The sequence below is a fragment of the Pseudomonas sp. Irchel 3A18 genome (assembly GCF_900187465.1).
GTDB classification, from domain to species: Bacteria; Pseudomonadota; Gammaproteobacteria; order Pseudomonadales; family Pseudomonadaceae; genus Aquipseudomonas; species Aquipseudomonas cichorii.
The window spans coordinates 142,630-154,619 of sequence record NZ_FYDI01000003.1 but is presented as its reverse complement, the minus strand read 5'-3'; the positions used below and the strand labels follow the sequence as shown (position 1 = coordinate 154,619).

Annotated in this window: 13 protein-coding genes; 4 read left to right on the top strand and 9 right to left on the bottom strand. The window is 59.3% G+C overall.

Annotated elements, in window-relative coordinates; translation table 11 throughout:
* The first annotated feature begins 127 nt into the window (after positions 1-127).
* Positions 128-628, top strand: a complete 501-nt coding sequence (locus CKW23_RS06385) for an ATP-dependent zinc protease (protein WP_025258209.1) — start codon at positions 128-130, stop codon at positions 626-628.
* Between the two features lie 25 nt (positions 629-653).
* Here CKW23_RS06385 and CKW23_RS06380 read toward each other — a convergent pair whose 3' ends face one another.
* From CKW23_RS06380 to CKW23_RS06350, 7 genes are all read right to left on the bottom strand, one after another.
* Entirely contained in the window at positions 654-1,283 is a 630-nt protein-coding gene (locus CKW23_RS06380) for a glutathione S-transferase family protein (protein ID WP_025258210.1), read from the bottom strand.
* A gap of 124 nt (positions 1,284-1,407) precedes the next feature.
* Positions 1,408-1,575, bottom strand: coding sequence for a hypothetical protein (locus tag CKW23_RS26560; protein ID WP_038399736.1), 168 nt, complete (start codon positions 1,573-1,575; stop codon positions 1,408-1,410).
* Positions 1,572-2,678: a PepSY domain-containing protein gene (locus CKW23_RS06370; protein WP_025258211.1), complete on the bottom strand. Its 1,107-nt coding sequence runs from the start codon at positions 2,676-2,678 to the stop codon at positions 1,572-1,574. Before CKW23_RS06370 ends, CKW23_RS26560 begins: the two co-directional genes overlap by 4 nt.
* 61 nt (positions 2,679-2,739) lie before the next feature.
* Positions 2,740-5,157, bottom strand: a complete 2,418-nt coding sequence (locus CKW23_RS06365) for a TonB-dependent siderophore receptor (RefSeq protein ID WP_095067260.1) — start codon at positions 5,155-5,157, stop codon at positions 2,740-2,742.
* Between the two features lie 88 nt (positions 5,158-5,245).
* On the bottom strand, positions 5,246-6,244 hold the full coding sequence (locus CKW23_RS06360) for a FecR domain-containing protein (protein ID WP_025258213.1): 999 nt from the start codon (positions 6,242-6,244) through the stop codon (positions 5,246-5,248).
* Positions 6,241-6,759: an RNA polymerase sigma factor gene (locus CKW23_RS06355; protein WP_025258214.1), complete on the bottom strand. Its 519-nt coding sequence runs from the start codon at positions 6,757-6,759 to the stop codon at positions 6,241-6,243. The genes CKW23_RS06360 and CKW23_RS06355 overlap by 4 nt, the downstream gene beginning before the upstream one ends.
* A 155-nt stretch (positions 6,760-6,914) precedes the next feature.
* Positions 6,915-7,736: a DeoR/GlpR family DNA-binding transcription regulator gene (locus CKW23_RS06350; RefSeq protein WP_025258215.1), complete on the bottom strand. Its 822-nt coding sequence runs from the start codon at positions 7,734-7,736 to the stop codon at positions 6,915-6,917.
* A gap of 165 nt (positions 7,737-7,901) precedes the next feature.
* Between CKW23_RS06350 and CKW23_RS06345 the strand changes: the two genes are divergently transcribed.
* The 3 genes from CKW23_RS06345 to CKW23_RS06335 all read left to right on the top strand — a co-directional run bounded on the left by CKW23_RS06345 (position 7,902) and on the right by CKW23_RS06335 (position 9,675).
* Positions 7,902-8,741 carry a DMT family transporter gene (locus CKW23_RS06345; RefSeq protein WP_025258216.1) on the top strand — a complete coding sequence of 280 codons (840 nt, stop codon included), beginning with the start codon at positions 7,902-7,904 and terminating at the stop codon, positions 8,739-8,741.
* 11 nt (positions 8,742-8,752) lie between these two features.
* Complete coding sequence (locus CKW23_RS06340; RefSeq protein ID WP_025258217.1) at positions 8,753-9,151, top strand: MAPEG family protein; 399 nt, start codon at positions 8,753-8,755, stop codon at positions 9,149-9,151.
* Positions 9,152-9,231: 80 nt separating this feature from the next.
* Positions 9,232-9,675 (top strand): cytochrome c, encoded by a 444-nt coding sequence (locus tag CKW23_RS06335; protein ID WP_236249396.1) that lies wholly within the window; start codon positions 9,232-9,234, stop codon positions 9,673-9,675.
* A gap of 60 nt (positions 9,676-9,735) precedes the next feature.
* Here the strand turns inward: CKW23_RS06335 and CKW23_RS06330 are convergent, their stop codons facing one another.
* Together CKW23_RS06330 and ligB are read right to left on the bottom strand one after the other, a co-directional pair.
* Positions 9,736-10,137 (bottom strand): DUF1090 domain-containing protein, encoded by a 402-nt coding sequence (locus CKW23_RS06330; RefSeq protein WP_038399737.1) that lies wholly within the window; start codon positions 10,135-10,137, stop codon positions 9,736-9,738.
* Between the two features lie 53 nt (positions 10,138-10,190).
* Positions 10,191-11,873, bottom strand: coding sequence for an NAD-dependent DNA ligase LigB (ligB, locus tag CKW23_RS06325; RefSeq protein ID WP_095067259.1), 1,683 nt, complete (start codon positions 11,871-11,873; stop codon positions 10,191-10,193).
* Positions 11,874-11,990: the final 117 nt, after the last annotated feature.

Below are 11,990 nucleotides of genomic sequence, written 5' to 3'. Positions count from 1 at the left end.
AATTACACAGGTGCTTACAAATGTTTCACGCGCTGACGATTATGCTGGTCATATCCGAACAAACTTCAAGTTCGCTGTCTAAAACCGGGCGTCAATAAGGCGCTGCCCCCTGCGAGGAACTTGCCACGTGAAACCGATTCTGGCGCTGTTGTCCCTGCTGGCGTTGCCTGTCATGGCCGCCGAACCGACGCTGTATGGTCGCTATGAAAACATCAAGGTCGCCGAGATCGGCCAGACCTTCAAGGCCAAGATGGACACCGGTGCACTGACAGCATCCCTGTCGGCCAAGGACATCGAGTTGTTCCAGCGTGATGGCGAGGACTGGGTACGTTTCCGTCTGGCGACCAAGGATGCCGACAGGAAAGTCTACGAACACAAGGTTTCCCGCATCAGCACGATCAAGGGCCGCGCTGAGGGCGATGACGACGATGAAGCCATCGATTCCGCCAAGCGCCCGGTCGTTGATCTTGAACTGTGCCTGGGCAACAAGAAGCGCACGGTCGAAGTGAACCTTGTGGATCGCAGCCACTTCAACTATCCATTGCTGATTGGTGCCAAGGCCCTGCGCGAGTTCGATGCCGCAGTAAATCCGGCGCGTCGCTATACCGCTGACCAGCCCGATTGCTGATTGACGTCACGGGCTGAAATCGCGATCAAACGAACGGCTGGGTCGCCAGCATCGATGGCCGCTGGCTGACGTCGGCGTACCAGTTGGCCAGCCGCGGATAGCTGCTGCGCCAGCGCAGGTCCGGCTGACGGAAGTCCAGATAGCCAAGGGCGGCTGCCACGCTGATGGAGGCTATATCGAAGGATGAGCTGAGTTCGGTGATTGCGTCCTGCTCGAAATAGCTCAGGGCGCGCTCGATCTTTTCCTGCTGGTTATCGAGCCACTGATCCCAGTGCTTTTCCTGAGGACGCAGCGCCGTTTCGTAACGGATCAGCAGAGCAGCGTCCATCAGGGCATCGGCCAGCGAAGCCAGGGTCAGACGCCTCCAGCGGGCCGAGCCTTCACGAGGGATCAGCGGGTTGCCTACGTGCTGGTGATCCAGATAGTCGAGGATCACCCGGCTGTCATGAATGATATTGCCGTCAGCCAGGCGCAAGGCCGGGATCTTGCCAGCAGGATTGTCATCGTTGAGTTCGGCAGAAGGGTTGACCGGTGTGAGCAGTGTCGTCTGCAACTTCACTCTGTCGAGCTGTCCGGTTTCATGCAGCAGGACAACCACCTTGCGGGCGAAGGGAGAAGCTGGGTTGGAATACAACGTCATGGTAGGTGCTGACATGAATGTTCCTCGGCGGGTACAGATTCATAGACTAGTCAGCGGGCTGTGGGTCTGCAATCCGGTTTTCGCGAATGAATTCGCTCCTGCGAGGTGGCGTAGGAGCCAATTCATTCGCTAAAAAAGGTCATCCCCGACGTTTCATCAATCCCCGAATACTCAACCCCGCCGCAATCCCCATCCCGACCCAGGCCAGGGTATCCCACCAGCCATCGCCCAGCAGGGCCATGAACAAGCCCGCGCCTGTCAGCGCGCCAACCAGACCGGGCACGGCAAAGGTCGAGCCCTTTTTCATGGTTTCACCTGCGTTCGACGTCTTACCCACCACAGATAAAGCCCGCTGCCCAGCACGATGATGGTCAGTACATCCAGCGCCGCCCACAGAATCTTCATCGGCATGCCGCCGTAATCACCGAAGTGTAACGGCTGCGACATGCCCAGAGCATCCATGTACCAGGGCCGTTCGACGATGGCGGTGACCTGCAGGGTCTGGGCGTCGATCAAGACCGGCGTCGCCAGGTGAGCGGTCAGGTGCGTGTCGCCCTTGAGGAACACGGCGTAATGGTGTTCGCTGGAAAAGCGCGTGCCGGGGAAGGCGATGAAATCCGGTTTCATGCCCGGCACGGCGGTTTCGGCGATGTCCAGCAGGCGTGTGGCAGGGGCTCGCTGGAGCAGCGGCGGGGCGTCGCGGTACGGTTCGATCATGGTCGCCAGAGCATCGTTGCGCCACGAGGCAATCAACAGATCGGCGCAGGCACTGATCACTCCGGTCACACCCACCACCAGCGCCCAGGTCAGGGTCACAACGCCGATCAGGTTATGCAGGTCCAGCCAGCGGGTGCGCGTGGACTTGCCTGCGCGCACGGTGCCGAATTCAAGCTTGCGCATGAAAGGCGCATACAGCACGGTCCCGGAAACAATCGCGACCACAAACAGTAACCCCATGAATGCCAGCAACAGTTTGCCCGGCAGCTCGGCATACATATCCACATGCAGGCGCAGCATGACCATCATGAAGCCGCCGTTGGCCGACGGCATTTCCTGGGCTTCACCGGTACGGGCATCCAGAGCGAAGGTATGGGACGAATTGGGTTCGGTGCCTGCCGTCGCTGCGGTAATTGCCATGACGCCATTGGGATCGTCTTCGTCCCAGCCGAAATACTGCAGCACTTCACCGGGCCGGTGGGCCTCGGCGGCCTGAACCAGTTGTTCAAGGTTCAGGCGCGGTGTGTCGGCGGGCATTTCCCGGTAGTGCGGTGCATCGCCCAGCAGATGGTCAATCTCGTGATGAAAGATCAGCGGCAGGCCGGTGATCGCCAGCATCAGCAGGAACAGTGTGCAGATCAGGCTGCTCCAGGTATGGATGATGGACCAGCGGCGCACGGTTTGGCTTTTCATTGCATGTTCCAAAAGCAAAAGGCCCGCTGACAATCAGAGGGCCTTTGGAATGTGTGTCAAATCACCACTTGTAATTGACGCTGGCGACGACGTTGCGCTGATCGCCGTAGTAGCACCAGAAGCCATCGCAGGTTGCCAGGTAGTCCTTGTTGAAAATGTTCTTGGCATCCACTGCCACCGAAGCCCCTTTCAGGCTGCTGGCCAGGCGGCCCAGGTCGTAATGTACCGAAGCGTCGTAGACGGTGTAGGAGCCTACATGGCCCAGAGCGGTATTGCTCTGGTTGCCATAAGTGTCACCCACATAACGTACGCCTGCGCCGACGCCGAATCCATCGAGTGCGCCGTTGTGCCAGGTGTAGTCAGCCCAGGCCGTGGCCTGATTGCGCGGTACTTGCGGGACACGGTTGCCCTTGTCGTCACCCTTGAGGATTTCGCTGTCGGTGTAGGTATAGGAACTGATCAGCTTCAGGTTGTCAGTCACGTCCGAAGTGGCTTCAAGCTCCAGGCCACGGACCTTGATCTCGCCGATCTGACTGGTGATGTTGTTCTCGGTGATCGATACGTTCTTCTGGCGCAGGTCGAATACGGCCGCCGTCAGCAGGGTTCTGGAGCCGGGTGGTTGATACTTCAGGCCTGCTTCGTACTGACGGCCTTCGGTGGGTTTGAACGACTCGGTGGCGCTGACGCCTGCGCCGGTCGCAGGCTGAAACGACTCGGTGTAGGAAATATACGGCGTGAAGCCGTTATCGAAGACATAACTCAAGCCCGCGTTGGCGCTGAAGTTTTTGTCGCGCTGGGTGCTGGTCACATCGTTGTTGTTATAGAACTTTGTGCCGGTATGCACCCAGTCTTCACGACCGCCCAGGGTCAGGCGCCACTTGTCCAGAGAGATCTGGTCTTGTGCATAAAGGCCGGTCTGCCGGGTTTTCTGGTTGTAGTCGTACAGTGACGAATAGAGCACGTTGGAGAAGTCAGCGCCGTACACCGGGCGGTTGACGTTGGTGCCTGGAACGTTGCCAAAGCCATACAGCCACTGGTAGTTGGTATTGGAGCGCTGATGGTCCAGACCCAGCAATACGGTATGGCTCAAGGCACCGGTCTGGAAGTCGGCCTGGAAGTTGTTGTCCACGGCAAACTGGCTGATGTCTTCGTTGACCACGCCTGTGGTGCGCCCGATGTTGCCGTTCGCATCGACGGCGGTCGGACCATTGTTGACGCTCAGGGCCTGGAACGACAGATCGCTCTTGGTGTAACGCAGGTTCTGGCGGAACTGCCAGACATCGTTCAGGCGATGATCGAATGCGTAGCCCAGCGCGTAGTAGGTGCGGTCATAGAATTCCCAGTCCGGATCCCCCAGGTTCTTGTGATGGGAAATCCTGCCGCTGGCCGACTCCAGCTTTGTACCCTGCAAGGGCAGGAACTGGCCGGTGATCCCGGTATCGTCACGGGTGTATTGGGAGATGAACGTCAGGTGCGTGTCGTCATCGATATTCCAGGTCACGCTGGGCGCAATGTTGTAGCGCTTGTCCGGGATGTGGTCGATGGCCGAGCCGCTGTCACGCACGACACCGCTGACGCGATACAGGAACTGGCCTTCATCGTCGATCTTGCCGGTGCTGTCGAAATTGATCTGCTTGTGTTCATTGTTGCCGACCTGCAGGCCGACTTCGTTGCTGCTTTCGGCTTGCGGGCGGCGGCTGACCATGTCGAGCATGCCGCCTGGAGGTGTCTGGCCGTAGACCGAGGACGACGGGCCGCGCAGGACCGCGATGCGCTCAAGGTTCCATGGCTCGGGCTTGGGGTTGGCATAGGAGCCGACCGGCATGGGCAGGCCGTCGAGGAACTGGGTCGGGACAAAGCCGCGAATCCGCAGCCAGTCGTTGCGCGAGTCGGAGCCATAACCGCTGCTGACGACGCCAGCGGTATAGCGCAGGGCATCATTGAGGTTGAGTACGGAGCGATCATCCATTTGCTGGCGGGTCACCACAGAGATCGAACGCGGCGCCTCGACGATAGGTGTGTCTGTCTTGCTGCCGGCCGCCGTGCGGGTCGCGGTATAACCCGTGACAGGGCCCCATGCGGTTTCATTGTCACCCTGCGAGCCCTGAATGGTGGTTTCCGGCAAGGCCAGTGTCCCTTCCGGTGCGGCTTCCAGGCTGTAAGTGCCTGCGCTGCTCTGCACCAGTTGCAGCCCTGTGCCACGCAAGGCCTGACGCATGGCCGCAGTGGCCTCGAACTGACCTTGCACCGGTGCTGACGTGCGACCGCTGACCAGCGATGGGTTGATCGCCAGGGCCAGGCCTGCCTGACTGGCAATCTGATTCAGCGTGGTGGACAGCGCGGCGGCGGGCAGGTTGTAGGCGCGAACGCTTGAAGCCTGTTCGGCGGCAATCGGCGCGGTGCTCACCAGCGGTGCGCCGAGGGCGATTGCCAATGCCAGCAGGCTGGGACGCATAAGGGTTTCAAGCGGGCGAGACATACAAGGCTCCAGGGCAAACGGTATCTATTGCCTCTCTGCCGCACGAGTCTGAAAAAGTGACAGGGCTGCTGGTGAAAATATTTCGGGATCAGGGTTTTTCGGGCGATGCGCCGTCGTTTTGCCCGGTCCGGGCCTGGACTTTCACCCACCATGGCGTGTGCTGCACGATCTGCACCGGCAAGGTCGGCGTCAAGGCCTTGAGGGCCAGATCGGTATTGCCCAGCGGGAAGCTGCCGGTAATCCGCAGGTCCGCGACCTGAGGCGACACACCCAGATAACCGACCCGGTAGCGGCTCAGTTCGTCGAGCATGTCGCCCAGGCGGGCGTTGTCCATGACCAGCATGCCGCGGGTCCAGGCATCGACGCCTGAAGGCAGGCTCAGCAGCGGGCCGAGCCCGTTTGCCGTCAGCAGGACCTGCTGGCCCTCGCGCAAGACCTGCTCGTTGCCGTTGTCACGAGGGTTGGCCGCGACTGCCGATTGCAGCACGCTCAGACGCGTGCCATCGGTTTCGCGCCTGACGAGGAAGCGAGTGCCCAGGGCGCGCATCCTGCCGTCGCTGGTTTCGACGATGAAGGGGCGTGGATCGTCATGGTTGCCGGTTTCGACCAGTATTTCCCCATCCTGCAGCACGACCCGACGCTGTTGCGCGTCGTAGTGAACATCGATTGCGCTGTGGGTATTGAGACGAATCAGGGTGTTGTCCGCCAGACGAATGTCCCGCTGTTCGCCGGTTGCGGTACGCTGGTCGGCCAGCCAGTAATCCAGCGGCAGGTAGCGCTCGCTCATGAACAGCGCCAGCCCGCAGCTCAGCAATATTCCGGCGAGCCCACCGCCCAATTTGCGTACGCGACGGCGAAGGGTGCCGGGTGATTGTTGCAAGGCCTTGCGTGCGGGACCTGCGGGAATGGCGAAGCGCTGGTTGAGCATGCCCAACTGGCTCCAGGCCCGGGCGTGCTCTTCGTTGGCGGCCAGCCATTTGCTGAATTCGTCTTGCTCGATCCCGTCGCCGGAATCCAGGCACAGTTGCCACGCAATGGCGGCATCCAGCACGTGGGCGGAAACGGGTCTTGAACCCGCGAATTTCATGTCGGCTCGCCATAAAGGGCGATGTAGCACTGGCGCATGGCCTGGGCCAGGTATTGCCGCACCCGTGAAACCGAAACCCCCAGACGCTCGGCGATTTCGCCATGGCTCAGGCCGTCCAGACGGTTGTACAGAAACGCCGCCCGGGCTTTGCTCGACAGCTTGTCCAGCATCCGGTCGATGGCCTTGAGGTCTTCAAGGATCAGTAATTGATCCTGCGGGGAAGGGTGTTCGGCTTCCGGGATCAGCATCAGCTCATTGAGATAAGCCTGTTCCAGCGCTGCGCGGCGGAAATAGTCGAACAACAGACCTTTGGCGATCGCTGCCAGAAAGGCGCGTGGTTCATTCGGGGTCTTGAGTTCGTCACGTCCCAGCAGGCGTACGAAAGTGTCCTGGCTCAGGTCTTCGGCCCGCTGCGGGCAGGCCACATTGCGTCGAAGCCAGGCCAGCAGCCAGCTGCGATGGTCGCGATACAACACGCCAACGATCTCGTTATGAGTGCTTGGGGCTGACGACACGAATGGCCTCGAATGGAAATGTGTTAAATAACGAGAACGATTCGCGATTCTGTCAGAGCGCGTGGATACTGGCAATTGACGCTTATCGGAATACCGACTTCGCGAATGAATTCGCTCCTGCACCTGTGGGCGAATTCATTCGCGAAACAATAAGATCAGCGCTTATTCCCGACCGGCGCCAGCAACAGCTCGATACGGTGCTTGCGAATACCATCGGCTGCGGCTTCTGCCAGCGCGGCATCGGTGATGATGGTGTCGAACTGTTCAAGGGCCGAAACCTTGTACATGCCGAAGGTGCCGTATTTTGAGCTGGTGGCGATCAGCACGGTCTGTGATGCTGACTGCATGGCCGCCTGTTTGACTTCGACTTTCAGCGCCGAAGGTGTGGTGGTGCCCCGTTGCAGGTCCCATGAGCTGGTGGACAGGAACGCCACATCCGTGGCCAGTTGACGCAATGTCGCAGCAGCCAGCCCGCCGACGCTGGAGCGATTGGGATGATCGAGCAGGCCACCGGTGTGAATGACATCCACATGAGAGGCATCGGCCAGGGCGTTGACGATGCCGAAGTCATTGGTGACCACGGTCATGCCGGACAGCGCCACGATATGCGGCACGATCTCCAGGGTGCTGGTGCCGGCGTCCAGATAAATGGTCATGTCCGGGTGCAGCAGCCCGGCCGCGAGCCTGGCCATGCCTTGCTTGTGGGGCAACTCCACGACAGCCTTGGATTGATGGCTGGGTTCGCTGTGGACCTGGCTGGCGATACGCACGCCACCGGTCACCGAATAGGCGCGTCCTTCCTGTTCCAGCACGGCGATATCGCGGCGGATGGTCATGTGCGAGCAATCGAACATCTCCATCAACTGGTGCACGCTGAGTACCTGGTGCTTGCGCAATTGACGAAGCATCAGCTCGCGGCGCTGATCTGGGATCATCGGTGTACCGCCAACGATGGCGATATCCTCTTCGGTGGACATTCCTACTCCTGGGCATCCATGACCCGCCAGCGGCAGGCGGCGGTCGTGGCATCTTAGCCAATCGCTTCGACAATCGCAGCAGCTCTCTCCACGGCAAGTCTGTGGGCAGCCGCCGAATCCACTATGCTCGCGCAGGTGCATAGAGTTGTTTGAAGGAGAGTATGAGTGCTGGCAACTGTTCTGGTGTTGATGGCAGCGGTGCTGCATGCAATATGGAACACCCTCGTCAAATTCAGTGTCGAACGGCTGCTCGTGATTGCCAGCATGGATGCCGTGGCTCTGCTCTGTGCGCTTCTGGCGCTGGGGTTTGTCACCGCTCCGCAAACTCATATCTGGCCATGGCTGGTGGCTTCGGCGCTTTTCGAGCTGCTTTATCGCTATCTGTTGATCAAGGCTTATCGGGTCGGAGACCTCGGGCTGGTCTATCCGCTGATGCGGGGGCTTTCGCCGTTGGTGGTGCTGGGGCTGACTCTGGTGTTTGCGGGCGAGCAATTGAGTGGGCAGCAGATTTTCGGGATCTTGCTGATTCCTCTGGGGATGGTCTGTCTGCTTTGGCAGGGTGGAGGTGGCGCTCGTCTGCCATGGTCGATGTTACCCGTGGTGGGCATGATTGGCGTATGCATCGGCAGCTACACTTGGATCGACGGGCAAGCCATTCGTTTGGGAGCACATCCGCTGGACTATCTGGTCTGGCTGACGCTGATCAGCGCCTGGCCTTTTCCGTTCCTTGCGGTCTGTCACAAGCGCTCGGCCTTCATGGGGTTCTGGCGAGAGCAGTGGCAATTGGGGCTGTGCGTCGGGCTGTGTGTCCTGTTCAGCTATGCGCTGGTGCTTTGGGCCATGCAATTGGGGTCGGTTGCCGAAGCTGCGGCATTGCGGGAGGTCAGCGTAGTGCTGGTGGTGCTGTTCGGTATGCGTTATCTGAAAGAGCCTTTTGGTCGCCCTCGGCTGTTGGCTTGCGGGCTGGTATTGCTCGGCATGTTTCTAATGAAGTTCAAGTTATAGGAAGTTGAGGTATGACAGTTGCATTCTGGTGCGTATTGATTGCGATCCTTTTGCCGATCGTTTGTGCTGCCATAGCCAAGATCGGAAGTGGCAGGTACACCAACAGGCATAATCGCGATCCACGAAGCTTTCTCGACTCACTGGAGGGTTTTCCCAAGCGCGCCCATGCGGCGCAATTGAACAGTTATGAAATCACTCCTGCTTTCGCTGCTGCGGTCATCATTGCTCATATAGCGGGCAATGCGCAGTTGGTCACTATCGATGTACTGGCCGTTCTATTCATTACCAGTCGGTTGCTCTACATCATCTTCTACGTTGCCGATCTGGCTACCATGCGTTCTGTGGTGTGGCTGATCGGTCTTGCTGCCATTGTAGGAATGTTTGTAGCTTCGGCTTTTCCGGCTGCCTGAGTGCGGCATTGCTGCACGTCTCTTCAAAGGTGGCCGAGGACACTGGCCACCGTTGCCCATCCGATGCATCGAGCCCTGATTTGAAAAGACTGTGTGCTGTCCTGTTTTGCTGTCTGGTACTGAGCGCCTGCGGCGGTGTCGACCCCGACTCGCCCTTGGGGCAGCGCAAGGCGATCTTCAAGGAAATGCTCAAGACCAGTGAGGATCTGGGGGGCATGTTGCGCGGGCGCATCGCATTCGATGGTCAGCGTTTCAGCGATGGGGCGATCCGTCTCGACAGCCTGGCCCATGAACCCTGGAAGCATTTTCCACAGGTCAGGGAATCCGGCCATACAAACGCAACGGATGCGGTCTGGCAGAAACAAACACGCTTTCAGGACATGGCCCGTGCCCTTGAAACCGCAACCGGCGAGCTGGTGACGGCATCCGGCGTCAGGCCGTTTTCAGCCAGTAACCTGGCGCCCGCAGTCGACAAGGTCGAGGCTGCGTGCCAGGCCTGTCACCGGGAATTCAGGAATCACTGAAACCAAATACCCCGTAGGAGCGAATTCATTCGCGAATAAGCGGAGCGCCGCCCGATTCTCCTACTGGACTTTTTCCAGCTCGGTCTGGGCTTCCTGCAATTGCTTGCGCGACTCGGCGAGCTTGTCTTTGCGCTTGTCGATCTTCTCCGGGTCGCCCTTGGCCATGGCCTTGTTCAGGTCGTTCTGGCGGCGGCTCACTTCGCGCTTGGCATCCAGCACGTTCTGTTCCCGCTGCTTGAGCAATGATGTTTCGGTGCAGTTGGCGTTGACCTCGCTCAGGGCTTTTTCCAGGCCTGCCTGCTCACGTTTATTGCCATCGGCCTTGGCTTCTTGAATCTTGCTGCTGATCTCCTGGCTCTTGACCAGGCACTCCGATGGAGGCGGGGCCTGTTCGGCGGCGAGTAACGAGGGGGCTGACAGCGTGAAGCTGCCGAGCAGAATAAGGGTGGAAAGAAACTTCATGTGAACTCCTTGAAAAACCATAACGTCCGGTCACGCGGGCGATGAAAAAAATATTAAAAACCTGCGATACCTTGCTCCCGTAGCTGCTCGCGCAATGCCTGCACCTGCGGGTCCTGAAAAAACTGCCAGAGTCGTGCGGCCCTTCCTGGGCCTATACCCGGTTCGCTTTGCCATTGTTCGACACTTCTTGCAGCCAGCTCGTGCCATTCCATCTCCGGATTCAGCCTGCCTGCCGGGGGTAGACCGATAGCGACAAGCCAGGTCTGAAACGGCCTTTCGCGAGCGATCTGCAGGCTGTCGAACAGTCTTGTGCTGCTGCGTTCTGCGAACCCTGGAATCTTAGCAAGCTGCGCACGATCCAGGGTCATCCAGTCGAGCAGACCGTTGATTTGGCCGGCTTCGATCAGTTTGTCCCAGGTTCCCGGTCCAACTCCCGGTAATGCCAGCCCCTTCTTGCTGCTGAGCCATACGAGTCTTGCCCGGAACTGACTTTCACATCCAGGTGTCGGCTGCCAGCAACTCAGACCATGAAAATCGCTTTGTTGTGGAACCGTCAGCACAATTCTTTCGCCATTGCGTGAAACCACCTTGTCCAGGCGTGGAATGGTAAGGCCTGCAAGGCTCAGGGAAACCTGATCGCCGGGTCGGATATCCAGCGTCTGCCAGCGTTGCAGTGAACCGACGCTGAGCCTGCTGATGGTCCGGTCATCCAGTCGCACAGGGCTTAGCTCCAGCACCGGGGTGATCCTGCCACTGCGTCCGATATTGAAGTTGACCTTGCGCACTTCTGCCAGCACCTGGGCGTAGGGGTATTTCCAGGCTGCTATCCAGTACGGTGCCTTGGCTTGCCAGCGCCGGGCGGGCGGACGTTCACCTTGACGCATGATGATGCCGTCAGTGGCAAATGGCAGTGCATTGCGGTACCAGTAATCCCGCCAGTCCCTGGCCTGGTCAAAGCTTTCCAGCGGCTGGGTGTAGGCGGTGCTGTCGTCGAACCCCATGGCTTTCAGGCCGGCGATTCGTTCTTGCAGGGTCGTCGGCCCGGTGGGCCAGTCCCAGACGAATAAACCGATCTGTTGCGCTTCTGCAGCGCTCATGTCGTTCCGAGCCATCCATCCGGCGACCTTGCTGCGGGCGTTGATGCTGCCTGCCGTGGCCTGTACATGCGCGGTCTGGCGCCAGTACAGTTCACCTTGCAGAACCATGGGGTCAGGCTGCGGCAATTGTTTGGGAATGGCGGATATGAGTTGTGCCTGATGTGTCCAGTCCTGGCCGTTGACGCCGTCGCCACGACTGATGGCCTTGCTCAGCCTGCCGTTCTTATACACCAGTGAGACCGCCACGCCATCGACTTTGGGCTGTATCCACACGTCCTTGCGACCTTTCAGCCAGGCCTGCACCGCTCGGTCGTCTGCCAGCTTGGTGACGCCGGTATGGGGAACGGGGTGAGGAAGTGGCCCTCTGGCTGTTTTCAGTGGGTTGCCTTCGGAAATGCCTGAGGCGAAGCAGGAACGCAGGGCATTCAGCCGCTGGCGGGACTGATCATAAATTTCATCTTCTATCAGCGAGACGCCTTCCCGGTGATAGCTGTCGTCCCATTGGCCGATTTGTTGCTGCAAAGACAGAATCTCGTTGTGGGCTCTGGCAGGTGACCAGTCGGGACATGGGCTGGCGGAAACCGCCGAGGCTATGAGAATCAGGGCTGCGCAGCCCGCTAGACGTACAGCGTTCAACATCGAAGCATCCTTGCTTGAGGGAGTGGCTTTGAGGCTAGACGTTGTTCGCTGCCGCGATGAGTCAGGTGATTACCGGGTTTTTCAGCGGGTACAGATGAGGGCGAATTCTGTGAGTAG

What these genes read in the sequence shown, in the direction of transcription:
- ligB (WP_095067259.1), bottom strand. Translation starts at nt 11,873, where the DNA reads ATGTTGAACGCTGTACGTCTAGCGGGCTGCGCAGCCCTGATTCTCATA.
- CKW23_RS06365 (WP_095067260.1), bottom strand. Translation starts at nt 5,157, where the DNA reads ATGTCTCGCCCGCTTGAAACCCTTATGCGTCCCAGCCTGCTGGCATTG.
- CKW23_RS06340 (WP_025258217.1), top strand. Translation starts at nt 8,753, where the DNA reads ATGACAGTTGCATTCTGGTGCGTATTGATTGCGATCCTTTTGCCGATC.
- CKW23_RS06380 (WP_025258210.1), bottom strand. Translation starts at nt 1,283, where the DNA reads ATGTCAGCACCTACCATGACGTTGTATTCCAACCCAGCTTCTCCCTTC.
- CKW23_RS06330 (WP_038399737.1), bottom strand. Translation starts at nt 10,137, where the DNA reads ATGAAGTTTCTTTCCACCCTTATTCTGCTCGGCAGCTTCACGCTGTCA.
- CKW23_RS06370 (WP_025258211.1), bottom strand. Translation starts at nt 2,678, where the DNA reads ATGAAAAGCCAAACCGTGCGCCGCTGGTCCATCATCCATACCTGGAGC.
- CKW23_RS06350 (WP_025258215.1), bottom strand. Translation starts at nt 7,736, where the DNA reads ATGTCCACCGAAGAGGATATCGCCATCGTTGGCGGTACACCGATGATC.
- CKW23_RS26560 (WP_038399736.1), bottom strand. Translation starts at nt 1,575, where the DNA reads ATGAAAAAGGGCTCGACCTTTGCCGTGCCCGGTCTGGTTGGCGCGCTG.
- CKW23_RS06360 (WP_025258213.1), bottom strand. Translation starts at nt 6,244, where the DNA reads ATGAAATTCGCGGGTTCAAGACCCGTTTCCGCCCACGTGCTGGATGCC.